Source organism: Methyloversatilis thermotolerans (assembly GCF_000372885.1).
GTDB classification, from domain to species: domain Bacteria; phylum Pseudomonadota; class Gammaproteobacteria; order Burkholderiales; family Rhodocyclaceae; genus Methyloversatilis; species Methyloversatilis thermotolerans.
Genome location: NZ_KB889967.1, coordinates 3,417,248 through 3,443,044 on the forward strand (window position 1 = coordinate 3,417,248; position 25,797 = coordinate 3,443,044).

Consider the following 25,797-nt stretch of genomic DNA (forward strand, 5'->3'; position numbering starts at 1 on the left):
TTGTTGCGCGCGCGTGGACTGTCGTCCTGCGCACGTCGATTTCGCGGAGAGGGGTTTGATCGATCTGTCGGCCATCGGCTGGAAAGAAGCGGCGCTGATTGCGCTGATCATCCTCGCGGCCTACATGGGGTACGCCCTGATGCGCCTGTCCATGCTGAATGCGCGGCAGCGCGACGAGGTGGCCATCGCGCCGCAGGAAGCGGTCGCTCCGCCGCCCCCGCCCCCGCCGCCCGTCGATCTGCAGGCCGAGCTCGACGCCCTGTTCGATGCCCGGCTTGCGCCGTTGATGCAGGCGATCGAAACGCGGCTCGACCTGATCGAGGACAGGCTGGATGGCGTCGGTCGCCGCATCGAAACCGTCAACCAGTTGCCGCCGGTCGCGCCACAGTACAGCGAGGCGCTGTCGCTCGCGGCACGCGGCTATTCGGCCCAGGACATCGCGGAACAGTGCGGCATGTCGGTCGGCGAAGCCGAACTGGTACTCAATCTTGCGCACAGTCGGGATACGGGGGAACGATGATGGCGACCGGTACAGCCGATCATGCGGGACGTGACGACGACGCATCGGCCCAGCGCAGCGCGCTGCTGCGAAGGGTGGCGGTTGCCGGCGGACTGATCGCCGCGCTGATCGGTGGTCTGGCTCTGTTCGAAGCCAGCCGCCAGCCGGCCGGGGACTTGGAGCCGCCGGAACCGCCGAGGGTCGCGCCCGCGAAGCCTGCCGAGCCGGCACCGGCTGAGCCGGCGCCGCCGCCCCCGGCCGAGGAAACGCCGGCGGTCGACGCCGGACCGGCGGCGCTGCAGGACGCGCCACCGCCGCTGCCGGACGCGGATGCCCGGACCGCGGAGACGCCCGCACCGGCGTCCGACGCGCCGCCGCCCGCGGATGCAGGCCCGGCGGCCAAACCGCGTCGTGCGAGCGGCCCGTCTGCCCGCGCCTCGGAAACGCCGGTCGCGGCCGTGCCCGAAGAGACCGCCCGGCCCGGGGCACCCGCCGCCTTCGCACCTGCAGCACCGCCCGCTCCGACAGCGCAGACAGTGCCGGACACGCCCCCTGCTGCGGCGCGCCCGCTGTCGCGGCCGGCGCCCGCGCCTGCCGGCTACATCGTCCAGGTCGGCGTGTTCAGCAATGTCGCCAATGCCGAGGAGGTGCGGGCAAAGCTCGCGCTCAACGGGATTCCGGCGCAGATCGAGGCGCGGGTGCAGGTCGGCCCCTTCCGGACGCGCGCCGAAGCGGACCAGGCACGCGCCCGGCTGAAGGCCCTGGGAATGGAAGCCGCCGCGCCGGCGCCGGCGCGCGCTCCTGCACGCTGAATCCGTCGACCCGCAGAACCGGAATGGCATGGCGCCATCCCCGGACCGGGGTGGGCCGGCGATCATGCGGCGCCGGGCGCGCGAGCCGGTTGTCGTGTTCGACGAAGCGGGCCGCGTGAGCCTGGCGGCCGAACCGGCCACGCCGCATTCCCTTGCACTGCCGACGCGCCCGGCCGGACGGGAATCCGCGATAATCCGGGGCTCACCGGCTCGGCACAGACCGCGCCGCCAGGTTTTCCATCCCACCCCGGAGACTTCGCATGTCGCGCACCATCGTATCCACTCCAGACGCCCCCGCAGCCATCGGCACCTATTCGCAGGCGGTCAAGGTCGGCAGCACCGTCTACATGTCGGGCCAGATCGGTCTCGATCCCGCCACCATGACCATGGCCGATGGCATCGACGCGCAGATCGCACGCGTGTTCGACAACCTGAAGGCGGTCGCCGCTGCGGCCGGTGCGACGCTGGATGATGCGGTCAAGGTGAACGTGTTCCTGACCGACCTGGGCAATTTCGCCAAGGTGAACGAGGCGATGACCCGCTATTTCAAGGAGCCGTTTCCGGCGCGTGCGGCCATCGGCGTGGCCGCGCTGCCGCGCGGCGCGCTGGTCGAGGTCGATGCGGTGCTGGTGATCGACTGACCCGCTCGCGGCGTACCGCTCCGCCATTGACCGTCGCCACCGGTGACTACCCGCAGCGAAGCGCTGGCCGAGGCGCTGGACAGGATGGGCCTGGGCTCGGATGCCGCGCTCGTGCTGCACTTTCCGCTGCGCTACGAGGACGAGACCCGCATCACGCCGGTGGCGCTGGCGCGCGCCGGCCAGCCGGTGCAGGTCGAAGTCGAAGTGACGCAGTGCGAAGTGAAGTTCCGTCCGCGCCGGCAACTGGTGGTGACCGCCGCCGATGACAGCGGCACGGTGACGCTGCGCTTCTTCAACTTCTATCCATCGCAGCAGAAACAACTGGCGCCGGGCAAGCGGGTACGCCTGTTCGGCGACATCAATCCGGGCTTCTTCGGCGCGGAAATGCTGCATCCGCGCGTGCGCAGCGTGGGCGAGGACTCGCCGTTGCCGGACCGGCTGACGCCGGTCTATCCCGCCACCGCCGGGCTGTCCCAGGCGAATCTGCGCCGCGCCATCGACGATGCCCTGGAGCGCACCGATCTGAGCGACAGCCTGCCGGACGCCTTGCGCCGTCACTATGCGCTGGTGCCTTTCGGCGCTGCCGTTCAGGCCTTGCATCGTCCACGTCCCGGCGAATCGCTGCGCGATCTCGACGAACGGCTGGCGCCGGCCTGGCGGCGCATCAAGTTCGACGAACTGCTGGCGCAGCAACTGAGCCTGAAGCGCGCGCACGCGGCGCGGCGTGATCGCGATGCGCCGGTGCTGCCGCAGCCGGTGGATGGCGCCGGCACGCTGATCGAGCGCTTCCTGGCCGGCCTGCCGTTCGCGCTGACCGGCGCGCAGACGCGCGCCTGGATCGAGATTGCCGCCGATCTGGCGCAGCACTGGCCGATGCAGAGGCTGTTGCAGGGCGATGTCGGCTCCGGCAAGACAGTGGTGGCCGCGCTGGCCTGCCTGCGTGCGGTCGAGGCCGGCTATCAGGCCGCCTTCATGGCGCCGACCGAAATCCTGGCCGAGCAGCACTACCGCAAGCTGGCCGAGTGGCTCGCGCCGCTGGGCGTGCAGGTGGCCTGGCTGTCCGGCAGCCTGAAGGCGCGCGACAAGCGCGCAATGAAGGAGGCGATCGCCAGCGGCGCGGCGCCGGTGGCGGTCGGCACTCATGCGCTGATCGAGGATGCGGTCGATTTCGCGCGCCTGGGCGTGGCGGTGATCGACGAGCAGCACCGCTTCGGCGTGCGCCAGCGGCTGGCGCTGCGCGCCAAGGCCGGCGATGTGAGCCCGCACCAGTTGATGATGAGCGCCACGCCCATCCCGCGCACCCTGGCCATGAGCTATTACGCCGATCTCGACGTGTCGGTGATCGACCAACTGCCACCCGGGCGCACGCCGGTACTGACCAAGCTCATCGCCGCCGCGCGCCGCGATCAGGTGGTTTCGCGCGTGCGCGATGCGTGTGCGGCCGGGGCCCAGGCCTACTGGGTATGTCCGCTGATCGAGGAATCGGAAACGCTGCAGTTGCAGACCGCGCTGGATACCCATGCGCAACTCGTGGCCGCGTGCCCGGAACTGGCCGTGGGGCTGGTGCACGGCCGCATGAAGCCGGACGAGAAAGCGGCCGTGATGGCCGGTTTCGTCGCCGGCGACACGCATCTTCTGGTGGCGACCACGGTGATCGAGGTGGGCGTCGATGTGCCCAATGCCAGCCTCATGGTGATCGAGCATGCGGAACGTTTCGGCCTGTCGCAGTTGCACCAGTTGCGCGGACGGGTCGGTCGCGGCAGTCGCGAATCGGCCTGCGTGCTGCTGTACGAGGGACCGCTGTCACAGACCGCGCGCGAACGCCTGCGCGTCATCCATGCCTACACCGACGGCTTCATGATCGCCGCCGAGGATCTCAAGCTGCGCGGTCCGGGCGAGTTCATCGGCAGCCGCCAGTCCGGTCAGCCGCTGCTGCGCTTTGCCGATCTGGTGGTCGACGAGGGGCTGGTGGAACAGGCGCGCGAGGCGGCCGACACCCTGCTGCGCGACCATGTCGCCGCCGCCGATCTGCATCTTTCCCGCTGGCTGGCCGGGCGGGAGGATCTGCTCAAGGCATGAAGAGGGGAGGCGCGCGGTCCTCCCCGACTGCCCCGATGCCGGATGCGGGCCTCAGCCGCGCATGCGGCGACGCGCCACCACGCCCAGCAGACTCAGGCCGGCCAGGAACATGACATGGCTTTCCGGCTCGGGTACCGCGGTGATCTGTATCGTGCGGTCGATACCGTCGGCCGGATGCTGCACATTCACATAGGCCACGTTGGGATTGAACTTGTCGAAGTACAGTCCGGTGAGTTCCGAGCCCGGCGTACCGTTCGATGCCCAGCGCGCAAGCCCCTCGCCTTCGTCCAGCAGGTCACCGTCCTTGTTGATGTCCCTGGCGAACCAGATGTCGTCATCGACCGCGCCATCGCGATCCTCGATCAGGTAGATGTTGCCGTTCGCGTCGATGGCCAGATTGTCCGCATTGCGCAGGGCGCCGCCGACCGGCTGCCCGGTGGCCAGATCGATGGTCGATGCGTCTGCGAACAGATTCACCGCACCGCTTTCGACATCTATCGTATAGACGCGGCTGCGACCATCTCCGCTGTTGCCGTTGCTGTCGGAATCCGTGGTCGTGAAGTACAGCATCTGCGTACCGTCTGCGCGGGTCTGCACTTCCAGGTCCTCCGGCCGGTTGTAGCCGGTCGCGCCCACCAGATCGGCCGCGACGCGTCCGTCGAGCGAGAAGTTGCCGCCGCCCATATTGAGCATCGCCGAGAACGTTTCGCCGGTGGGCGTGCCGCTGGCGGTGGTGATCGCCACCCACTGCGCCGCACCCGTGATGGCCGGACCATTGTTGCCTTCGAACTGGCCGCCTGCGCCGACCTTCAGCGCGAAGGTCTGGCCCTTGCTGAAGTACTCGTCACCCGTGCTCGCATCGGGATTCGCGGACACATACTTGTAGATCGAACCGCCATTCAGTTCGTCGATGAAGTAGAAGCTGTTGTGCCGGTCGAAAGCCAGACCTTCGTGCGACACGCGAGGGATGACGTTGCGCTGGACGAATTCGCCGCCGTTCGCGCCGGCGCTGGTGGCATTCGTGATTTCGAACAGCCGGCCCTTGCTGCTGCCGTTGCCCCAGGATTCCTCGGCGGTGAGATAGCTGCCCCAGGGAGTCCAGCGCGAGGCATCGCCAGAAACGAAGCCCTGGGTGCCGGGCGCCACGAGGGTGACGGTGCGCGTGGCGTAGTTCTCGTCCCACAGGTCGATGCGCTGTACCCCGCCCTGACCGGTCTCGAACGGCATGAACAGATAGCGTCCCGCATCCGGGCCGCTTTCGTTCGCGGTGATCATGTCCCAGTTGCCGGAGTTCGAGTTCGGCGTCGTCAGGTTCTGTGTCGCACGGTCGGCGATGGTTTTCTGCGAAAAGTTCGGCGACGACAGCGTGAGCGGCGCGGCGGGCATGGCGGTAGGGCCCGCGGAGACCGGCAGCGGCGTGAAATTGTCGAAGTGGGTGAGGTCTGCGGCCAGAACCTGTGGGGCGTTGACGCCCATCAGGCCCATGGCGGCGGCTATGGCAAGCTTGCGAGTATGCATGTCTGACTCCCTGTGTCGCCCTGCACGGTGCAGGGTGAGCGCAGGGTAGTCAGTCCGTGTTCATGTCATGTGATCATCATCCTGGCCCCGGCTGGTCCGAATGGCGCATGAAAGATTAAGCGCCATTAATGACAACGGCGATATGCCGTGCTGGTCAGCGGTTGGCATGGGTGGCGGTGGCGACCGCGACGAATACCTCCCGCAGGAACAGGCCGAGCGAGGAAATGAGCGCCAGCATGGCGAGCACGAACAGCACGGCGAGCAGGCCGGACAGCACCACGGTGAACAGTACGCCGAAGAAGGCGCAGGCCACGACCAGGCAGACCAGCAGCGCGGCGGCGACCGCGAACAGGATGGCCAGGTAGATGAGCTTGGCACGCCGCGACAGCAGTTCGAGCTCGGTCGCATTGCTCATGGTTTCATCCTCGCACTGCTGACCGCCGCGTGCGAGCACGACGCGGCGACGATCGATCACGCGGCCCAGCCGGTTGTTCAGTGTCGTGATGAGCGTGGCGATCGCCGTGAGCAGGAACACCGGTGCCACGGCCAGGCCGATGGCGTGCGTGATCGTGTCTATCGTCGTCTGCAGCAACATGGATACCGGCCAGGAGTTCAGGGGATATGGAATTCCAGTTCGTACTTCGCGCCGGCGTCGCTGCCCAGCCGTTCGACCAGCCACGGCATGACGGATTTCAGCGTGGCGGGCAGCGTCCATGGCGGATTGATGATGAACAGCCCGCTGCCGAGCATGCCGAAGCCATCCGGCGAAGGCGTGCGCGTGGTCAGCGAAACATGCAGCCAGCTGTCGACCTTCATGCGCTTGAATTTCGCCGGCAGATCGCGCGATTCCATCCTCTGCAACTGCGGATACCACACGCAGTAGGTGCCGGTCGGAAAGCGGGCCGCCGCATCGCGCAGCGTTTCGAAGGTGTAGCGATAGTCCTCGCGCATTTCGTAAGGCGGATCGATCAGCACCAGCGCGCGTCGCGGCTGCGGCGGCAGCAGTGACCTCAGATTGGAGAAGCCATCCAGCTTCTCCAGCCGCACGCTGCGTCCTGCGCCGGCGAAGTTCTCGCCGAGCAGGCGGTAGTCGGTGCTGTGCAGCTCGAACAGCTTCATCCTGTCCTGCTCGCGCAGCAGTGCGCGGGCGATCATCGGCGAACCGGGGTAGGCGCGCAGTGCGTCTCCGTCATTGAATGCGCGCACGACGTCCACATAGGTGCCCAGCGCCGCGGGCAGGTCCGGTGCATTCCAGAGACGACCGATGCCCTGCGCGTACTCGGCGTTCTTGGCAGCGTAGCCGCTGTCCAGCGCGTAGGCACCGGCACCCGCGTGCGTGTCGATATACCAGTAGGGTTTGTCCTTCTGGTTCAGGTACTGGAGCAGTTCGACCAGCACGAAGTGCTTGAGCACGTCGGCCGGATTGCCTGCGTGGAAGGCGTGGCGGTAGCTGAGCATGGGGGCGCGTAGGAAGGGCGAGCGCAAGTATACGCCGGGTGTGCGGGAATCGCCGCCGCGGCCGGATTCAGGCGGCGATCGGCTCGCTCTGACCGGCAAGTCGGGCCTGGTTGCGGCCGTTGCGCTTGGCGGCGTACAGCGCCTGATCGGCTGCCTGCATCAGTTCGGACGGCGTCCTGCCCTGCTGCGGATAGAGCGCGATGCCTGTCGATATCGTGATCGAACCCAGTGCACTGCCATGGAAGGACAGTTCCAGCGCCTCGACCGCCGTGCGCAGCGTTTCAGCGCGGGCAAGTGCGACCTCGCGCTCGGCTTCCGACAGTACCAGCGTGAATTCCTCGCCGCCGTAGCGGGCGGCGATATCGGATTCGCGGGCGTGTTCGCGCAGCAATCGTCCGACCGCGCGCAGCACCGTGTCGCCCGCTTCGTGGCCGTGTCTGTCGTTGAATTGCTTGAAGTGATCGACATCGATCATGAATACCGCGATCGACTGTCCCTTGCGCTGTGCGAGGGCGCACTCGCGTGCCAGCGACTCTTCCAGGTAGCGGCGGTTGAACAGGCCGGTCAGCGCGTCGCGTACCGACTGCTGCCGCAGCGTTTCGCGCAACTGCAGGTTGCCGATGGACAGTGCCACCTGTTCCAGCGTCTGCGCCATGTGGCTTTCGGCATGCAACCCCGTTGCGCTGCAGCCATGCAGCGTGATCAGGCCGATGACTTCTCCATGGGCGGTGATCGGCAGGCAGCGGCTGTCGGCGACATCCTGCGGGTGAAGATGTCCGCAGCATGTCGGGCCGGCCACCTCAGGCTGGTCGTAGGGCTGACCGCGACGCAGGCCCCAGCAGTCCCCGGGTTCGAAGAATTCCTCGTGCATCCGGTTGCCCCACTGACAGGCCAGACGCAACTGGTTGCGCGAGGATGCCGTCAGGTAGAGTGCGCCGGAAGAGGCATCGAATACGGTGGGCAGGTAATGGTTGAGCAGCGCCATGGCTTCGTCCAGGTCGCGCGAGGACTGCATGAAGCGCCCGAGTTCGGACAGCGCATGGCTGTGCTCGCTCTGTCTGGCCGCACGATCGAGCGCCTGGCGCAGTTCGGCATTGCGCGACTGCAGTTCGGCTTCCGCCTCGGCGTTCCGCTGTGCGGTGCTGCGCACCAGCCAGGCCACCAGTGCCACCAGCACGACACTGATGAAGGTCGAAATGGCGAACGTGAGATAGGCGTGGCGTACCGCTGCGGCCTGGATGCTGAAGTGCGTGTCGAGGATGGCCTGTTCCGCGGTGCGGTAGTCATTCAGCAAGGTGCGCACTTTTTCCATGCGCCGCGGCCCCTGACCTTCGGCCACCTTCGCCAGGGCGGCCGCATGTTCGCCCCCGGCATAGAGCGTCATCTTCTCGTCCAGCTCGTTGAGCTTGTCGTCTATCGCCAGTTCGAGGTCGGGCACGCGCGCGGCGTGCGCCGGATGGCTGCTCATCTGGCGCATGACCTCTTGCCGCAACTGGCGCAGCATGGCCAGTGCGCCGTGATAGTCCCGCAGGAAGTGCTGGTCTCCGGTCAGCAGATAGCCGCGCAGACTGATTTCCGCCTCCAGCAGGTTTTCCAGCAGAATACTGCTGGAGCGCAGTTTGAGGTGCGCCTGCTTCACCGGTTCCTTCTCGGCGACCAGGGTATCCAGACTGTGCCACACCCATGCAGCATTGACGGCGATCACGATCAGGCACGCCAGCCAGACCGTGCTGCGCCGGCGCAATCCGGCAGGAGTTTGGCGGAGCATGGACGCCCTTATCTCATCAAATCACGAATCGGCTGACATTGCCCTGAAGGTCGCCGGCCAGGGTTTCCAGCCCCTCGGTCTGGCCGTCCGCCTTGCGGGTGATGTCAGCGTTCTGTTCGGCCATGCAGGCGATGCGTTCCACGCCTTGCGCCACGACCTGGCTGGCGCTGCTCTGTTCGCGCGTGGCCGCCGCGATTTCCCGCATCGCATCCGCGGTGCGTTCGCTGTGGCCGCTGATCACGCGCAACACCTCGCCGGCATCGGCCGCAAGTTGCATGCCGCTGTCAACCTGACCGCTCACTTCGGAAATGCGGCGCACCACCTTGTCGGCATCGGCCTGCACCGTGGTGACCATGTTCGCGATTTCCTGGGTGGACGCGGCGGTGCGTTCGGCGAGTTTGCGCACTTCGTCGGCCACCACCGCGAAGCCGCGCCCGGATTCGCCTGCACGCGCCGCTTCGATCGCCGCATTGAGCGCCAGAAGATTGGTCTGTTCGGCGATTTCCTGGATGATGCGGCCGACGTTGGAGATTTCGCGCGTGCGTCCCGCCAGCGCGGTCACGGCGGCCGATGCATCGCCAATCTCGGTCACGATGCGCTGCATGCTCTGCACCATGCTGTCCAGCTTCTGTTCGCCTTCGGACGCCGCGCTGCGGGCCTCGCGCGTGATGCTGTCGGCCACGCCGGCGCTGTCCGCGACATGGGTGATGCTGACCGACAGTTCCTCGATTGCGGCGGCGAGTCCGGCGGCGGCCGTGCTCTGTTCGGTCGAACCATGCACCACCTCGGAGGACCCGGCGCGCAGCGTGCGCGCCGCTTCACCGACTGCGCGTGCCGCATCGGCGGTCGTGCTGATCAGCGCAGCCGTCTTGCGTGTCGCTTCATTCATCTGGATCGCGATCAGATCCAGTTCATTGTGCGTGGTGCCCGACACCACCGGCAGGCGCTGGCTGAAGTCGCCATTGCCCAGCCGGTTCATCGCAGCCGATACCGTCTGCAGTCGCGCTAGGCGGCTGCGGGTGAGCCACCAGGTCATGCCGGCGAGCAGCACGGCGGCCGAAACGCAGATCAGGATGAGCATATTGCGCAGCGCGATCGAATCACCGGTGAATTCGTGCACGTGCGAACCGGTGGCGACTATCCACTTCCATTTGTCGGAGGTGCGGAAGGCCACGATTTTCGGCGCATTGTCACCATCCGGGGTGGGCCAGTCATACACGACATGCCCGTTCTTCTTGTCGAGTTGCTCCTTGACCAGACCGGTCAGGACGGGGTTGTTCACCTCGGCGATGGTTTTGCCGGCCAGCGTCGGGTGCAGCACCATTTCACTCGATTCCGCATCCTTGCCGGCCTTGATGATGTAGACGTAGCCGGTTTCACCGGCCTTCAGGCTTCGCAGTGACGCGAAAAGCTGGTCGATTACCTGCTGCACCTCGACCCGCGACGACAGTGCGCCCACCACCTTGCCGGCCTCATCCTTGATCGGCTCCAGCGACGAGATGTAGTACTTGCCGTTGCGCACCACCACACCTTTGTAGGCATCGCCGCGCAGCAGCGTCTCGGTGTCGGGCCCGCTCTTGATGGCAACACCGGCCTGGGAACGTCCCTCCGCGTCCTTGAGCAGGGTGGCCACGCGCACGAACTCGTCGCCCACGCGCACCATGACCGCCGGATCGGCGCCGATCAGGTCGCGTATGCCCTTCATGCGGGCTTCGTCACCATTGATCGTACTGCCGCCGACGCGTGCGATGCGCACCGCCGGATACTTGCCCATGGCCATGGTGTCGTCGCTGATGGTGACCTCGCCATTCAGCGCGCGCTTGAAGGCTCCCATGCCCTTGTCCGCGGTCGTGATCGCGTTCTCGTAGCTCAGATCGAGCAGTTTGGCGACCGCATCGGCTTGTTCGCCGAGCTTGTCCTCGGTCATTTCAAGCGCGGTATGGTTGCTCGATATCGTCACCATGCCGATGAGCACTGCGAAAACGACGGCACAGAGCGCTCCGATGGACAGAGAGAGCTGGCTGACAACCGACATACGGTTGAACGAAAACATGGCGGGCCTCCTTTGGTTTGCTCCGGATCGCGCCATCCTGGCGATCCGGTCATGCCGGTCCGAGACCCTGTTTACGGCTGCCTGGCCATGAGACTTGAATCACGGTCCCGGGCTGGCCGAGCAGCCTTGCGCCGAAAGCCGGGCAAGTACGCCGTCCGGTCCGTTCAGGTGCGAGGCGCCGAAGGCCGAGAACACGCCGCCTTCCCTGAGCTCGGGCAGCAGGCGTTCGACGAAGCGCGGGTTGCGCCGGGTCAGCAGCGCATCGATCAGCGCCTGCGCCTGCGCCCGCATGTCCGGCGCCTCCCGCATCAGATCGCTGTTGATGCGCGCCAGCGCGGGCAGGTCGCCGGCCAGCCAGGCCTGCACCATGGGTTCGTTGCCGGCCTGCAGCCTGTCGTGCCGGCGCGCGGCATCGATCAGCAGATCGAGCAGCGTTGCTTCCGGCAACAGGGCGATCGCGTCTATCTGCTCCTGCATCTGTTCCAGTGCGCGTACCGGCACACGCTGCGTCTGCGCGAACCGTATCAGGGTTTCGTCCAGCGTCGGTCCGCGGCTTTGCATGGGCTGATACAGCAGGATGAGTGCGGCCCATGGGCGCAGGCGTGCGCCGACGCGCGCGTCCACGCCGTGCAGTGCGAGCGCCTTCTCGATACGGGCCCACTTCGCCCGGCCGACCTTGCGCGGCAGCTCCTCGCGCTCGTAGCTGCTGGCGCTGGCATAGAGCGCCACTGCGCCGGCGTCGAGATTCAGCTCGGGCATGAATACGCGCGCCTGCGCGATCAGCGGTCGCAGCGGTTCGGCACGCGCCAGCACGCGCGGGTCGCCGATGTGCAGCGTGCCGAACAGATGGTTCACCGGCGCATCGCCGCAGCGCACCGTCCACAGCACGCCACGCTCGAAATCGGCGGCATGCAGCGCGCCCGGCGGCAGCGCCGCGCACACCGCGCAGGCCAGGCTGAACAGGAGGCGGCGCATCACAGCGCCTGCCGCCACGCGCCGCGTATCGCGGCAATGCCGTGCGCGCCGCACCGCTGAGCGCGCTCGAGGTGATCCGCGTCCAGCCCGCCTATTGCGAACACCGGCAGTGCGGCACCGTGTATCAGTCCGGCGAAGCACTCCCAGCCCAGCGCCTCCGCGTCCGGATGCGTGGCCGTGGGCAGCACCGGCCCGACCACCGCGTAGTCGAGGCCCAGCCGGCTTGCCTTCTCCAGTTCGTCCAGCGTGTGACAGGACGCACCCACCCACGCGAAATCGGGTCTGTTCGCGGTCTGCATGAGTCTGCCGGCCTTCAGGTGCAGACCATCCGCGCCCAGTTCGCGCGCCAGTGCGGCTTCGCCATTCAGCACCACCGGGCAGCCGTGTGCACGGGCAATGCGTATCGCCTCGCGCGCGAACGCGATTGCCGCTGCGTCAAGGGCCGGCTCGCGGATCTGCAGCAGCAGCGGCCCCTGCCGGCAGGCCACATGCAGGGCGTCGAGCTGCGCGGCGGCACCGATGGCGAAGGCATGGGTGATGGCCATGCGCTCAGGCAGACGCAGCGACTTCATGACCGGTCCGTTGGCAGGCAGCATGGGCTCCACCGTCAGGGCATCGGCGCGTTGCCAGGACAGCGCGCTGTGCACATGGTCCTTCACGTCGCCGCTCCAGCGTTCCACGCGGAAGAAGTGCAGCCGCACGTGGGCATGCTCGTACTCGTGCGACAGCGTAATCCAGGGGGTGCATCGCTCGACCCTTATGCCCAGCTCCTCGTCCAGTTCGCGTTTCAGCGCATCCACAGGCGCTTCGCCGGGCTCCACCTTGCCCCCGGGAAACTCCCAGTAGCCGGGGTAGAAGGTACCGGGTGCGCGCTGGCCGAGCAGGAACTCCCGTCCTTGCGGGCCGTCGCGCAGGATGACGGCGGCCGCCACCGCAACCTGCTTGCGTGTGCTCATCGTCCGCTCCGTGAAGCGGAGGCGCCCGTCGCGTGCTGTCCGGCCCAGTCGCGCGCGAACTGCCAGGCGACCCGCCCGCTGCGCGCGCCGCGTTCCAGCGACCACAGCAGCGCCGCGCTGCGCGCCGCCTCGATCTCGCCGGCCGTCAGACCGAAGCGCTTCAGCCAGTGATTCACGATATCCAGGTAGGCCTCCTGGTCGAAAGGATAGAAGGACAGCCACAGCCCGAACCGCTCCGACAGCGACACCTTTTCCTCGATCGCCTCTCCCGGGTGTACCTCGCCGTCGACATGCCGGGCCTCCAGGTTTTCCGAGAAGTACTCGGGCATCAGATGGCGGCGATTGGACGTGGCGTAGATGAGCACATTGTCGAGCACTGCCGACACCGAGCCGTCCAGTATGCTCTTCAGCGCCTTGTAGCCGGGCTCGCCCGATTCGAAGGACAGGTCGTCGCAGTAGATGATGAAGCGCTCCGGCCGGCTGGCGATCAGGTCGGTAATGTCGGGCAGGTCGGTCAGATCGTCGCGGTCGACCTCGATCAGGCGCAGGCCCTTCTTCGCGTATTCGTTCAGCAGCGCCTTCACCAGCGAGCTCTTGCCGGTGCCGCGCGCGCCGGTCAGCAGCGCGTTGTTGGCCGGTCGCCCCTCGACGAACTGCAGGGTATTGGCCTTCAGCCGCGCCTTCTGCACATCGATGTCACGCAGGTCGGACAGGCGGAGCTTGTGCGGGTGGCTCACCGCTTCCAGGCGGCCGCGGCCGTTGCTGCGTCGCCAGCGGAAAGCGATGGCCTTCCAGTCCGGGGCCGCCGGTGGTGGTGGCAGCAGGTGTTCCAGCCGGTCGAACAGGGCGTGGGCGCGTGCGATCAGGCTTTCGAAACTGTCAGTGCTGGCCATGGTCATCCTTCTTTTCATGATCGGGTTCCGCCGGTCTGGCCGGGTCCTTCTTGGGGAGTGTCCACCACAGGATGAATATGAACAGCGCCAGCGCGGTGCCGGCTTCGAGCAGGAATAACCACATGGGCAAGGCTTCCGTCAGTGAGCGCCGGCGGCGCGGTCAGGGCTCGTTATCATTGCGCACTCGGCGCCTGTGGGCGCGCCAATCTAAATAAATCCCGATGTTCCAGCAAATCCGCCTGCGCGGGGCGAGTGCCCTGATCTGTCTGTCGCTGCTGATGGCGGCATGTTCCGGCACCCCCGTAACGGCGCCCCCGATCGAACAGACACCGGTGGCCGCGCCGGCCTGTCCACCTGCGCCGGTCGTTCCGGACAAGGTGTGCCCGGCCTGCCCACTGTGTCCGGCCTGCCCGGTCTGTCCGGCGGTACCGGCGCCGGAAGCGAAACCGCAGCAGGCGCGCCTGCTGCCGGCCGACTGGAAGCAGCTCGATGGCTGGCAGGACGACGATGTGCGCGAGTCGCTGCCGGCCCTGCGCGCGTCCTGCAGTGCGCTGGCCAGCCGCGCGGGCTGGCGCGCCGCATGCAGCGCGCTGGAGGGGCTGGATGCCGGCGACCGCGACGCGGTGCGCGCCTTCTATGAAACGCACTTCCGGCCCTGGCAACTGCAGAACGGCGATGGCAGCGAGCAGGGCCTCATCACTGGCTATTACGAGCCGCTGCTCAAGGCCAGCCGGACGCGTGGCGGGGCTTACACGCATCCCATCCACGCGGTGCCGGATGACCTGCTGGTGATCGATCTTGCCAGCGTCAATCCGGACCTGAAGAACATGCGCTTGCGTGGCCGCATCGACGGGCGCAAGGTGGTGCCCTACTGGAGTCGCGCCGAACTGGACCAGCGCGCGGCCGATCTGGAGCGCAAGGTGCTGTTCTGGGCGACCGACGCGCTGGATGTGTTCTTCCTTCAGGTGCAGGGTTCGGGGCAGGTCGAATTGCCGGACGGCAGCCGGGTGCGCGTCGGCTATGCCGACCAGAACGGACATCCGTATGCGTCGATAGGCCGCTGGCTGGTCGACCAGGGTGAACTGAAGCTGGAACAGGCGTCCATGCAGGGCATACGCGACTGGGCGCGGGCCCATCCGGCGCGCGTGCCGCAATTGCTGGCGGCCAATCCGAGCTATGTGTTCTTCCGCGAACTGCCGATCGGAAAACAGGCGCCCGGCCTTCCCGAAGGGCCGCTCGGCGCACTTGGCGTGCCGCTCGCGGGTGGCCGGGTGATCGCGGTCGATCCGCGCAGCGTGCCGCTGGGCGCGCCGGTCTGGCTGGATACCACCCGACCCAACAGCAGCCAGCCGCTGCGCCGGCTCATGATGGCCCAGGACACGGGAGGTGCGATCAAGGGCGGCGTGCGCGCCGACTTCTTCTGGGGCTTCGGCCCGGAAGCGGGCGCCCAGGCGGGCAGGATGAAGCAGCAGGGGCGGATGTGGGTACTGTTGCCGGATGGCATCACGCCCTGATCACGAACGGAGCCGGGTCTTGCAGGCGGGCGCAAAGCTCGCGACAACACTCCCCGAACGAAGCCGGCGGCCCTGCACACGCCGCATCGCGGCCACAGGTCGCTCCCACAGAAGCTCGCCCTGTCCGCGAACGAAGCCGGCTTTTTGTGGGAGCGGGCGTGCCCGCGATGCAGCCTTGAACGAAGCCTGCGGCCTGAATGCGCCGCGTCGCGACCCTGGGGGCGCTACAGAAGCGCGCCATGACCACGAGCGGCGCCGGACCGCGGTACGGGTATTCAGCCCAGCGTGGTGTCGAGCACCATCATGACCATGAAACCGGCCATCAGGCCGAGGGTCGCGACCTTTTCATGACCGTTGCGATGGGTTTCCGGGATGACTTCGTGCGACACCACGAACAGCATCGCGCCGGCAGCCAGGCCGAGTCCGCCCGGGTAGAACAGCGCGAAGGTGCTGGACAGCCCGACACCGATCAGCGCCCCCAGCGGTTCCATGAAACCGCTGACGATCGCGATCCCGACTGCCTTGAATGGCGACATGCCGACGGCACGCAACGCGACGGCGACCGCAAGTCCTTCCGGAATGTCCTGTATAGCGATCGCCGTGGACAGCGGCAGGCCGACCGCCATGTCGGCTTGCGAGAAGGACACGCCCATGGCCATGCCTTCCGGCAGGTTGTGCAGCGCGATGGCATTGACGAACAGCCAGACGCGGCCCATCCGTGTTTCCGGCCCGCAACTGCCGCAGTGTTCGTGCTCGTGCGGGGTCATGGCATCGAGCGCCATCATGAACCAGACGCCCAGGGCCATGCCGATCACCACCACCGCCGCTCCACCGCTGCGCGATCCGGTCACCGTCTCGCCGGCATCGAGACCGGGCACGATGAGCGAGAACGACGACGCGGCCAGCATCATGCCGGCACCGAATCCGAGCAGCATGTCAGATCCGCGCTGACCGAGCGAACGCAGGCCGAGTGCGGGGAGCGCACCGATCGCCGTCGCGGCGAAACCGGCCAGTCCCGCCATCAGCCCCAGCCGCATGGCCTGGGGGGTACGCGTGTCGGCGAAGACCCAGGACAGCAGTGCCAGTACGACTGCGATGCCCATCATGAACATGAACTGAAGCGCCGGGTCCATGCGCAACCAGGGGAACAGCGGGGATGGACGTGGCGAAGCGGCAGGTGTCGGATCCATGGCGATCATCGATGCTCGGGGCGTTCCCCGCATCATAATCACCCGCGTCAGATTCTTGCCTCAAGATTCGCTTGAGCCTGCGCATCGTTCAGCGCGGAATCGTCTCCGGCGAGATGATCGACCACGATGCTGCCGATGATGTCGCCCTCGACGTTCACCACGGTGCGCACCGCATCGAGCAGCCGGTCTATGGGCAGCAGGATGGCGATGGCTTCGGCCGGCAGGCCGACCGACTGCAGCACCATCACCATGGTCACCATGCCGGCGCTCGGTATGCCTGGCGCGCCCATGGCCGCCAGCATGGACATGCCGCATACCAGCATCTGCTGCCCCAGGCTCAGGTCTATGCCGACCAGACTGGCGATGAAAAGTGCGGCCGCCGCTTCATACAGTGCCGTGCCATCCATGTTCATGGTGGTGCCCACTGGTATCACGAAGCCCGCGGTGGCCGGACGCACGCCGAAATGGTCACGCGTGATGCGCATGGTGATGGGCATGGTGGCCGAGCTGGAACTGGTGGCGAGCGCGGTCAGGAAGGATTCGCGGCCGCCTCGCCACAGTGCGAGCGGGCTCACCCGGGCGATCAGCCACAGCAGGCCGGGCAGCACGACGAGGCCGTGGAACAGCGTGGTGCCCAGCACCACGGCCACGAAACGCGCCATGGTTTCCAGCAGCGCCACGTCCTGGGTCGCAATCAGTTTCGCGAGCAGCGCCGCAATGCCCCAGGGCGCCAGCTTCATGATGGCATTGACGATGAGCAACGAAAGGTCCAGCGCCTCTTCCATTGCGCGGCTGATCACCGTGTAGCGCTCACCCGCCTTCACCAGCGCGGCGCCCAGGATGAGCGCGAACACCACCAGCGCGACGATGTCGCCATTGGCCAGTGCGGAAAATGGATTGCGGAACAGCCCGGTCAGGAACTGCTGGACGAAGTCCGGAAACGGCATCTGTTTCGCCTGAAAGCCGGCCAGTGCGTCGGCGAACATGTCGACCTGCAAGCCTTCGCCCGGCCGGAACAGATTGGCGGCGCTGACGCCCAGTACCACCGCGATCAGCGACGTGAACAGATAGAACCCCACTGTGATGCGCCATACCCGCTGGATATTGCCATGCTGGCGCAACTGCGCCACGCCGACCACGATGGACGCGAACACCAGCGGCACCAGCACCATCTTGAGCAGGGCGATGAATACCGCGCCGATCAGGCCGGCCAGGTAAAGCGCCTGCGCGCGCAGCGCGCTGTCGCCGTCAAGCTGGCCGAGCGCGAGTCCGCCGACCACGCCGGCAATGGCGCCTATCAGTATCTGTGTGTTGAGCGAAAGACGCATGTCGATGTCCGCATGATCGAGGTTGCCAACTTACCACCGGCGGCCTGCGCTGCGGGCGGAAACCAAGTGCTGTCTTCGCAGTCCGAACATGCGTCGAATGAAACACCCGGAGCCGGAATGAACAGGAGTGTGCAGAGCTTCGCCCGTTGTCTCGCCACGGCGGCGACGGCCTGCGGCGTGCTGACCGCGGGGCCGGTTGCCGCGATGAACGTGGCGGTGGCCATACAGACCACCGTGCGGGTGCAGGCGATGCGGCCGGATGGTTCGCTATCGATAGGCAGTGGCGTGGTGCTGCCGGGCGAGCGCGTGGTCACCGCCTGCCACGTCATCCGCGGCGCGCAGACGCTCAAGGCGAGCTACAAATATGTGGCCCAGCCGGCGACCGTGCTGCGGCGCGATGAATGGCGCGACCTGTGCGTGCTGTCGGCGCCCGGCCTGTCGGCGCCGGCCGCGGTGATCGCGCGTGCCGGAGGGCTGAAGGCCGGCGACCGGCTGCTTGCCTTCAACGGCGCCTACGGGGTCGACGTGAGGCTGCTGGTCGGTGCGCTGGAGCGTACTTTCGACATGGATGGCGCGCCGGTCATGCAGGTGAGCGTGCCTTTCGCGATCGGCGACAGCGGCGGCGGGCTGTTCAATGCCGCGGGCGAACTGGTCGGCATCATGGCCTTCGTCGCCCGGACGCCCGGCGAGGAGCGCTACGCCATTCCCATTGAATGGCTGGATGCCGACATCGACGCCAGCCGGCGCGAGCCGTTCTGGCAGGCCGGTCCGGAACTGCGGCCCGCCTTCCTGCAGTAGATGCTTCGTGGCGGGCCTCCGGCCGCAGTCATCGCGCGCGTGACGCGGCCGGCGCGCTGTCGACGTCCGCCACGCTGTTACCCTATCTCCCGAAACGAACTACCGGTCCGCCTCCCGTGTCCCGCAAGTCCTATCGTCCCCTGGCCGCCGCGCCGGACGCCGCCATCCGCCTGCGCGGCGTGCGGCAGAACAATCTGAAGAACCTCGATGTCGACTTTCCGCTCGGCAAGCTGACCGTGGTGACCGGCGTGTCCGGCTCCGGCAAGTCCTCGCTGGTGTTCGACACGCTGTACGCCGAAGGCCAGCGCCGCTATGTCGAAACCTTCTCGCCCTACGCGCGGCAGTTCCTGGACCGCATGGATGCGCCGCAGGTGGACCGCATCGAAGGCGTACCGCCGGCGATCGCCATCGACCAGACCAATCAGGTGCGCACCTCGCGCTCGACGGTCGGCACCATGACCGAACTGAACGACCACCTGAAGCTGCTGTTCGCCCGCGTGGCCACGCTGCACTGCCGCTGTTGCGGCGAGCCGGTGCAGGCCGACACAGCGGACCGCATCGCGCAGCGGATCGCCGAACGCGCCGCCGCGGCGGGCGACCCGCGGCTGGCGGTGACTGCGCCGGTGACCGTGCCGGACAACTTCACCGACGCCGAGGTACAGGGCTGGCTGGAACGCCAGGGCTACACCCGCATCCACGCGCGCGACGGCACGGTGCTGCACGTGGTGCAGGACCGCTTCCGCGCCGGCAACGCCGGCGAGTCGCGCATCGCCGAGGCAGTCGAAGCGGCGCTGAAGCTGGGTCACGGCCGCATGCATGTGCAGGTGCTGGACAGCGAGGGCGGCGAGCGCTGGGCCTTCTCGAACACGCTGCACTGCGCCGACTGCGACATCGCCTACAGCCCGGCCATGCCGGCCACCTTCTCGTTCAATTCGCCGATCGGCGCCTGCGAAACCTGCCGTGGCTTCGGCCGCGTGATCGGCATCGACTTCGGCCTGGTCATTCCGGACGGCCGCAAGACGCTGCGCGGCGGCGCGGTGAAGCCCTGGCAGACCGAGTCCTACAAGGAGTGCCAGACCGACCTGGAAAAACTCGCGCCGAAGTACGGCGTGCCGCTCGATGCAGCGTTCGACGAGCTGTCGGCGGAGCACCGGCAGTGGGTGCTCGAAGGCGACCCGAAGTGGAAGAGCTGGCAGAAGTCCTGGCCCGGCACCTGGTACGGCGTGCGTCATTTCTTCGAGTGGCTGGAAACCAAGGCCTACAAGATGCACATCCGCGTGCTGCTGTCGCGCTACCGGGCCTACACCGAGTGCCCGGCCTGCGGCGGCAGCCGGCTCAAGCCCGACGCCGCGCTGTGGAAGATCGAGGGGCAGTCGATACACGATCTGATGCGGCTTCCGGTGGTGAAGCTGCGCGCGATGATGGACGCGCTCGACCTGCCGCCGCCGCTCGATTCGGCCACCGAAGAACTGATGGCGGAAATCCGCACCCGACTGGGCTATCTCTGCACCGTCGGCCTGGGCTATCTGAATCTCGACCGGCAATCGCGCACGCTGTCCGGCGGCGAAGTGCAACGCATCAACCTCACCACCGCGCTCGGCACTTCGCTGGTGAATACGCTGTTCGTGCTGGACGAACCGTCCATCGGCCTGCACCCGCGCGACATGGAACGGGTGATCGGCGTGATGCAGCGGCTGAAGGACGCCGGCAACACGCTGGTGGTGGTCGAGCACGACCCGCAGATCATGCGTCACGCCGACCGCCTGCTCGACATCGGCCCCGGCGCCGGCACGCGCGGCGGGAACATCGTGTTCGACGGCGCACCGGCGGCCATGGCCGGCGCCGACACGCTGACCGCCGACTATCTGGCCGGCCGTCGCAAGGTGGATGCCGCGCTCGGCAGCCGCCGGCCGGTCGATGATGTGACGCCGCGCCTGCTGCTGCGCGGCGCCCGTGCGCACAATCTGAAGAATGTCGACATCGCCATCCCGCTCGGCCGCCTGGTCGCGGTGACCGGCGTGTCCGGCTCCGGCAAGTCCACGCTGATCCAGGACGTGCTGCATCCGGCGCTGCTCAAGCACTACGGCCGGCCGACCGAAACGGCCGGCGAGCACGACGCGCTCGAGGGGCTGGAACACATCGCCGACGTGGTGATGGTAGACCAGTCGCCGATCGGCAAGAGCGCGCGCTCCAATCCGGTTACCCATGTCGGCGCCTTCGACCCGGTGCGCGAACTGTTCGCGCTGCAGGCGGAGGCCAAACAGCGCGGCTATACCGCCGGCACTTTTTCGTTCAACGCCGGCAAGGGGCGCTGCCCGACCTGCGGCGGTACCGGTTTCGAACACGTCGAAATGCAGTTCCTGTCCGACGTGTACCTGCGCTGCCCGGACTGCGACGGCACCCGCTACCGCGCCGAAGTGCGCGAAATCCGGCTCGACGGCCGCAGCATTTCCGACGTGCTGGCGATGACCGTGCGCGATGCGCTGGACTGGCTGCGCGATCTGGCCGACCTCGAACCCAAGCTGCGCCGCCACGCGGACAACGCGGTGGCCGGCCTGCAGGCGCTGGTCGATGTCGGTCTCGACTACGTGACGCTGGGCCAGCCGGTGCCCACGCTGTCCGGTGGCGAGGCGCAGCGGCTCAAGCTGGCCGGTTTCCTGGCCGAGGCGGCGAACGTGAAGGGCGCCGAGGCGGGCAGGAAGGCCGACAAAAAGGCCGACAGCGGCAAGCTCTTCCTGCTCGACGAGCCGACCACCGGCCTGCACTTCGACGATATCGCGCGCCTGCTCGGCGCCTTCGCCAGGCTGCTCGACGCCGGCCACACGGTGCTGGTAATCGAACACAACCTCGACGTGATCGCCGCGGCCGACTGGCTGATCGACCTCGGTCCGGAAGCGGGCGAGGACGGCGGCCAGCTCGTGTTCGAAGGCACGCCGGCGCAGATCACGGCGTGCGTCACCTCGCACACAGGGCGGGCGCTGGCGGAGTACCGGCTGGCGGAGGTCTTTGCCCCTCACCCCGACCCTCTCCCCGTGATCGGGGAGAGGGAGAAGCGCGGGACTTCGGCTTCCAAGATCGGGGAGAGGGAGACGAGCGGGACACCCGCTTCCCTGAGCGTGCCGCGGAACGGACGTTCGGGCGACGGTTCGCTCCCTCTCCCGCATCAGCGGGAGAGGGTCGGGGTGAGGGAAGAGCCTGCAAGCTACGACCACGCTTCCAGCTTGCGCGCGCGCGCTGCGCACAGCATCGTTGTGCACCGGGCGCGCGAGCACAATCTGAAGAACATCGAGGTCGACATTCCGCGCGAGCGCTTCACCGTGGTGACCGGCGTATCCGGCTCCGGCAAGTCCACGCTGGCTTTCGACATCGTGTTCGGCGAGGGCCAGCGACGCTACCTCGAATCGCTGAACGCCTATGCGCGCCAGTTCGTACAGCCGGAGAGCAAGCCGGACGTCGATGGCGTGTTCGGCATTCCACCGGCGGTGGCGATCGCCCAGCGCACCAGCCGGGGCGGCCGCAAGAGCACGGTGGCGACGCAGACCGAGATCTATCATTTCCTGCGCCTGATGTACGTGAAGCTGGGCGTTCAGCACTGTCCGGACTGCGGCTGCGCAATCGCGCCGCAGAGCGAGGACGCGATGGTGGCGCGCATCCTGCGCGAGCGGCGCGGCCAGCACATCGGTCTGCTGGCGCCGCTGGTGATCAACCGCAAGGGCTATTACACCGAACTGGCGCGCTGGGCGAAGTCGCACGGCCACACCCATCTGCGTGTCGATGGCGAATTCCTGCCCACCTCGCCGTGGCCGCGGCTCGACCGCTTCAAGGAACACACGATAGAACTGCCGATCCGCGATTTCGTCGTGAACGAACGCGACGAGCGCACGCTGCGCGATGCGGTGCGCCAGGCGCTGGAACACGGCAAGGGCGTGCTGCACCTGATGTCGCCGCTGGACCGGCTGGGGCAGCCGGATGCGCCGCTGCCCGCGGTGGAGGTGTACTCGACCCAGCGCGCCTGCCCGAGCTGCGGCACCGGTTTCGCCGAACTGGATCCGCGCCTGTTCTCGTTCAACTCGAAACATGGCTGGTGTCCGAAGTGCATGGGCACCGGCCTCAAGCTGCCGGGTTTCGATGCGGAACAGACGGGCGAGGAAGCCACCTGGAACGAGTGGCAGCAGGACGAGCCAGAAGAATGCCCGGCCTGCCACGGCGAGCGGCTGAATCCGGTGGCGCGCAACGTGAAGCTGTTCGGCCAGTCCATCGCCCGGCTCACGGCGCAGCCGGTATCGGCGCTGCAGTTGGCGATTGCCCGCTGGTCGCTCGAAGGCCGCGAAGGCGAAATCGCGCGCGACGTGATCGCGGAACTGAACAGCCGGCTGCATTTCCTGAGCGAGGTCGGCCTCGGCTATCTGTCGCTGGATCGTGCCGCGCCCACGCTGTCCGGCGGCGAGGCGCAGCGCATCCGGCTGGCGGCCCAGCTCGGCTCGAATCTGCGCGGCGTGTGTTACGTGCTGGACGAACCGACCATAGGCCTGCATCCGCGCGACAACCAAGTGCTGCTCGACACGCTGGTGAAGCTGCGCGACAAGGGCAATACGCTGCTGGTGGTCGAGCACGACGAGGACACGATCCTGCGCGCCGACCACGTGATCGACCTCGGCCCGGGCGCCGGCCGGCTCGGTGGCGAAGTGATCGCCGAAGGACACGCCAGCGATCTGGCGAAGCAGCCGGAATCGATCACCGGCCGTTTCCTGGCGCGTCCGCTGGAACACAGCTTCAAGGCACGCCGACCGGTCGCCGACGACACGCCTTCGCTCGTCGTGCGCGGCGCCACGCTGCACAACCTGAAGGGCATGGATGTGCGGGTGCCGCTCGGTCGGCTGGTCGTGATGACCGGCGTGTCCGGCTCCGGCAAATCGTCGCTCGCGCGCGACGTGCTGCGCGATGGCGTGGCACAGCGGCTGGGCGACCCGAAGGCGACACTCACCGGCTGCCGCGACATCGAAGGCTGGGGTGCGCTCGGCCGCGTGCTCGAAGTCGACCAGACGCCGATCGGCAAGACGCCGCGCTCCTGCCCGGCGACCTACATCGGCTTCTGGGATGCGATACGCAAGCTGTACGCAGACACGCAGGATGCGCGCGAGCGCGGCTTCACCGCCGCGCGCTTCTCGTTCAACACCGGTCCCGGCCGCTGCCCGGTGTGCGAGGGACAGGGCCTGCGGCAGATCGAAATGTCCTTTCTGCCGGACGTGCGGGTGCTGTGCGAAGCCTGCAATGGCGCCCGTTTCAACTCGGAAACGCGGGCGGTCATCTGGCGCGGCAAGAGCATTGCCGACGTGCTGGCGATGAGCGTGGACGAGGCAGTGGAGTTCTTCGCCGCCCACCGCAAGCTGGCCGACACGCTGAAGCTGATGCAGGAAGTAGGGCTGGGCTATCTGACGCTGGGCCAGCACAGCCCGACGCTATCCGGCGGAGAGGCGCAGCGCATGAAGCTGGTGACCGAACTGGCCAAATCACCGTCCGATGCGAACGACCCTGCGAGCGCGCGGCGCGGTCGCGGCAATCCGCACACGCTGTACGTGCTGGACGAACCGACCACCGGCCTGCACATGGCCGACATCGCCAGACTGATCGGCGTGCTGCACCGGCTGGTCGATGCCGGCCATTCAGTGGTGGTGATCGAACACGACCTTGACCTGATGGCCGAGGCGGACTGGATCATCGATCTGGGTCCGGAAGGCGGGGGCCAGGGCGGACAGGTGATCGCCGCGGGCGCACCGGCGGATATTCTGTCCGCTGCAGCGCATTCGCACACGGCGCGCGAGCTTGCGCGCTTCCGCACGGCACGCGCCGGTTGACGCGTATGCCGGGCGCCGTCGTTGCGCCGTGTCCTGACAGCCTTCTTCCTCGATTCCTACGTGAACGTTTCGCTGGCTGCCCCAGACTGCGCGCCATCTGACGAGGAGCCGGCGGATACGATTTGAAGCAGCTTTGCTACATGCGGGCGTCACTCGCACGGCAGCGGCAATCGTTGCTCTCCTTGTCCTTACAGGAGACGAGAGCATGAAGAGAAGCATGGTGATTGCAGCACTCGCAGCCGCAAGTGCGTGGCCAGTCCAGGCCGCTGACGTGGGCGTGTCCATCAGCATCGGCCAGCCCGGCTTCTACGGGCATATCGACATCGACGACGCCTATCCGCGGCCGCAGCTCATCTATCCGCAGCCGGTCGTGATCGTCCGGGGTCCGGCGCTGCCGCCGCCCATCTACATGCATGTGCCGCCGGGCCACGCGAAGGAGTGGCGCAGGTACTGCGGCCGCTACGGCGCCTGCGGACGACCGGTGTATTTCGTGCAGGATCGCTGGTACAACACTGTTTACGCGCCGGCCTACCGCGAGCGGCATCGCCCGCACGATCACGATGAACACCGCGGTGGCCCGCACGGCAAGCGCGGCGGCCCGCACGACAGGAGGGGTGACGAGCGCGGCCGGGGCGGGTGAACAGCGAACTCTCCGGAAGTGGCGTTGAACAGGGAAAAAATCCCGTATTTGTCGGGAAAAGATCCCAATATGGACCCATTCCCTGGGCTTGGTGGGAAATTTTCCCGAAATATCGATAGACTGTGATTGTTGCGTCGCAAGAATTGCGGCTGTGCGCACAGCATCTACCAAGGAGAATCCCATGAAATCCATGCACCTCATCGCATCTGCCCTGCTCGCTGCCGGTATCGCAGCGCCGGCATCCGCCGACCATCACATGCCCAAGACCAATGCCGGCCTCGAAAAGTGCATGAAAGCCGCGCTCAAGGCCAAGTCCGGCACCATTGTGAAGGTCGAGCTGAAGAACGAGAAGGGCGAAGGCTACAACTATGAATTCGACATCGAAACGCCGGATGGCAAGGCCTGGGATGTCGAATGTGCAGGCAAGTCCGGCAAGGTGACCGAAATCGAGGAAGAAGTCACCAAGGATCATCCCAAGTTCGCGGGTGCCAAGGTGAACGAAGCTGCGGCGCGTGAAATCGCACTGAAGAAGGTGCCGGGCGAGATCGTCGAAGTCGAGTACGAAATCGAATCCGACGGCAAGGGTTCCTACGAGTTCGATATCAAGACCGCGGACGGCAAGGAAGTGAAGCTGGAAGTGGATACCGAAAGCGGCGAGATCACGTCGCAGTCGGATGAGGCCTGGCAGATCGGCAAGGAATGATGCAGCGCTGTCTTCGACAGCGAGCCGATTGAAGAAGGGGCGGTCGACACCGCCCCTTTTTTCGTTCACCGGCCGGAAATGGGCCGATCTGGTGCAAAGTCCGCACCATATCTGTGA

20 protein-coding genes are annotated in these 25,797 nt (G+C 67.0%); 9 read left to right on the forward strand and 11 right to left on the reverse strand.

The genetic code is table 11. From position 1 onward, the window contains the following. The first annotated feature begins 55 nt into the window (after window positions 1–55). From A3Q7_RS0115590 to recG, 4 genes are all read left to right on the forward strand, one after another. Window positions 56–520, forward strand: a complete 465-nt coding sequence (locus A3Q7_RS0115590; protein ID WP_018412836.1) for a DUF2802 domain-containing protein — start codon at window positions 56–58, stop codon at window positions 518–520. Next, the gene (locus A3Q7_RS0115595) at window positions 520–1,311 is read left to right on the forward strand and encodes an SPOR domain-containing protein (RefSeq protein WP_018412837.1); all 792 of its coding nucleotides are present in this window, start codon (window positions 520–522) and stop codon (window positions 1,309–1,311) included. The genes A3Q7_RS0115590 and A3Q7_RS0115595 overlap by 1 nt, the downstream gene beginning before the upstream one ends. A gap of 260 nt (window positions 1,312–1,571) precedes the next feature. Then, entirely contained in the window at window positions 1,572–1,952 is a 381-nt protein-coding gene (locus tag A3Q7_RS0115600) for a Rid family detoxifying hydrolase (protein WP_018412838.1), read from the forward strand. 42 nt (window positions 1,953–1,994) lie between these two features. Further along, window positions 1,995–4,031 (forward strand): ATP-dependent DNA helicase RecG, encoded by a 2,037-nt coding sequence (gene recG / locus A3Q7_RS0115605; protein ID WP_018412839.1) that lies wholly within the window; start codon window positions 1,995–1,997, stop codon window positions 4,029–4,031. A 51-nt stretch (window positions 4,032–4,082) separates the two neighbouring features. Here the strand turns inward: recG and A3Q7_RS0115610 are convergent, their stop codons facing one another. From A3Q7_RS0115610 to A3Q7_RS20960, 9 genes are all read right to left on the reverse strand, one after another. After that, window positions 4,083–5,549, reverse strand: coding sequence for an alkaline phosphatase PhoX (locus A3Q7_RS0115610; protein ID WP_026224909.1), 1,467 nt, complete (start codon window positions 5,547–5,549; stop codon window positions 4,083–4,085). A 154-nt stretch (window positions 5,550–5,703) separates the two neighbouring features. Then, window positions 5,704–6,144 carry a DUF2721 domain-containing protein gene (locus A3Q7_RS0115615; protein WP_018412841.1) on the reverse strand — a complete coding sequence of 147 codons (441 nt, stop codon included), beginning with the start codon at window positions 6,142–6,144 and terminating at the stop codon, window positions 5,704–5,706. Between the two features lie 17 nt (window positions 6,145–6,161). Beyond that, a complete protein-coding gene (locus A3Q7_RS0115620) occupies window positions 6,162–7,007 on the reverse strand; it encodes a 23S rRNA (adenine(2030)-N(6))-methyltransferase RlmJ (RefSeq protein ID WP_018412842.1) in 846 nt (281 codons plus the stop codon). A 67-nt stretch (window positions 7,008–7,074) separates the two neighbouring features. Beyond that, a complete protein-coding gene (locus tag A3Q7_RS0115625) occupies window positions 7,075–8,775 on the reverse strand; it encodes a diguanylate cyclase (protein WP_040570701.1) in 1,701 nt (566 codons plus the stop codon). Between the two features lie 16 nt (window positions 8,776–8,791). After that, window positions 8,792–10,828, reverse strand: a complete 2,037-nt coding sequence (locus A3Q7_RS0115630) for a methyl-accepting chemotaxis protein (RefSeq protein WP_018412844.1) — start codon at window positions 10,826–10,828, stop codon at window positions 8,792–8,794. A gap of 99 nt (window positions 10,829–10,927) precedes the next feature. Further along, window positions 10,928–11,803 carry a TraB/GumN family protein gene (locus A3Q7_RS0115635; RefSeq protein ID WP_018412845.1) on the reverse strand — a complete coding sequence of 292 codons (876 nt, stop codon included), beginning with the start codon at window positions 11,801–11,803 and terminating at the stop codon, window positions 10,928–10,930. Continuing rightward, entirely contained in the window at window positions 11,803–12,759 is a 957-nt protein-coding gene (locus A3Q7_RS0115640; protein WP_018412846.1) for a Nudix family hydrolase, read from the reverse strand. The genes A3Q7_RS0115635 and A3Q7_RS0115640 overlap by 1 nt, the downstream gene beginning before the upstream one ends. Next, window positions 12,756–13,652: an ATP-binding protein gene (locus A3Q7_RS0115645; RefSeq protein ID WP_018412847.1), complete on the reverse strand. Its 897-nt coding sequence runs from the start codon at window positions 13,650–13,652 to the stop codon at window positions 12,756–12,758. The genes A3Q7_RS0115640 and A3Q7_RS0115645 overlap by 4 nt, the downstream gene beginning before the upstream one ends. After that, complete coding sequence (locus A3Q7_RS20960) at window positions 13,639–13,776, reverse strand: hypothetical protein (protein ID WP_018412848.1); 138 nt, start codon at window positions 13,774–13,776, stop codon at window positions 13,639–13,641. The genes A3Q7_RS0115645 and A3Q7_RS20960 overlap by 14 nt, the downstream gene beginning before the upstream one ends. A gap of 97 nt (window positions 13,777–13,873) precedes the next feature. On the opposite strand from A3Q7_RS20960, the gene mltA reads away from it, so the two are divergent. Further along, the gene (gene mltA, locus A3Q7_RS0115655; RefSeq protein WP_018412849.1) at window positions 13,874–15,166 is read left to right on the forward strand and encodes a murein transglycosylase A; all 1,293 of its coding nucleotides are present in this window, start codon (window positions 13,874–13,876) and stop codon (window positions 15,164–15,166) included. 275 nt (window positions 15,167–15,441) lie between these two features. Here mltA and A3Q7_RS0115660 read toward each other — a convergent pair whose 3' ends face one another. Continuing rightward, the gene (locus A3Q7_RS0115660; RefSeq protein ID WP_026224910.1) at window positions 15,442–16,356 is read right to left on the reverse strand and encodes a ZIP family metal transporter; all 915 of its coding nucleotides are present in this window, start codon (window positions 16,354–16,356) and stop codon (window positions 15,442–15,444) included. A 47-nt stretch (window positions 16,357–16,403) separates the two neighbouring features. Further along, window positions 16,404–17,684, reverse strand: coding sequence for a dicarboxylate/amino acid:cation symporter (locus tag A3Q7_RS0115665; protein ID WP_018412851.1), 1,281 nt, complete (start codon window positions 17,682–17,684; stop codon window positions 16,404–16,406). 117 nt (window positions 17,685–17,801) lie between these two features. Between A3Q7_RS0115665 and A3Q7_RS0115670 the strand changes: the two genes are divergently transcribed. The 4 genes from A3Q7_RS0115670 to A3Q7_RS0115685 all read left to right on the forward strand — a co-directional run bounded on the left by A3Q7_RS0115670 (window position 17,802) and on the right by A3Q7_RS0115685 (window position 25,680). Continuing rightward, window positions 17,802–18,482 carry a S1 family peptidase gene (locus tag A3Q7_RS0115670; RefSeq protein WP_018412852.1) on the forward strand — a complete coding sequence of 227 codons (681 nt, stop codon included), beginning with the start codon at window positions 17,802–17,804 and terminating at the stop codon, window positions 18,480–18,482. A 116-nt stretch (window positions 18,483–18,598) separates the two neighbouring features. Continuing rightward, window positions 18,599–24,337, forward strand: coding sequence for an excinuclease ABC subunit UvrA (gene uvrA, locus A3Q7_RS21205; protein ID WP_018412853.1), 5,739 nt, complete (start codon window positions 18,599–18,601; stop codon window positions 24,335–24,337). A gap of 205 nt (window positions 24,338–24,542) precedes the next feature. Then, a complete protein-coding gene (locus tag A3Q7_RS0115680) occupies window positions 24,543–24,977 on the forward strand; it encodes a hypothetical protein (protein WP_026224913.1) in 435 nt (144 codons plus the stop codon). A gap of 181 nt (window positions 24,978–25,158) precedes the next feature. After that, window positions 25,159–25,680 carry a PepSY domain-containing protein gene (locus A3Q7_RS0115685; protein ID WP_018412855.1) on the forward strand — a complete coding sequence of 174 codons (522 nt, stop codon included), beginning with the start codon at window positions 25,159–25,161 and terminating at the stop codon, window positions 25,678–25,680. Window positions 25,681–25,797 lie beyond the last annotated feature (117 nt).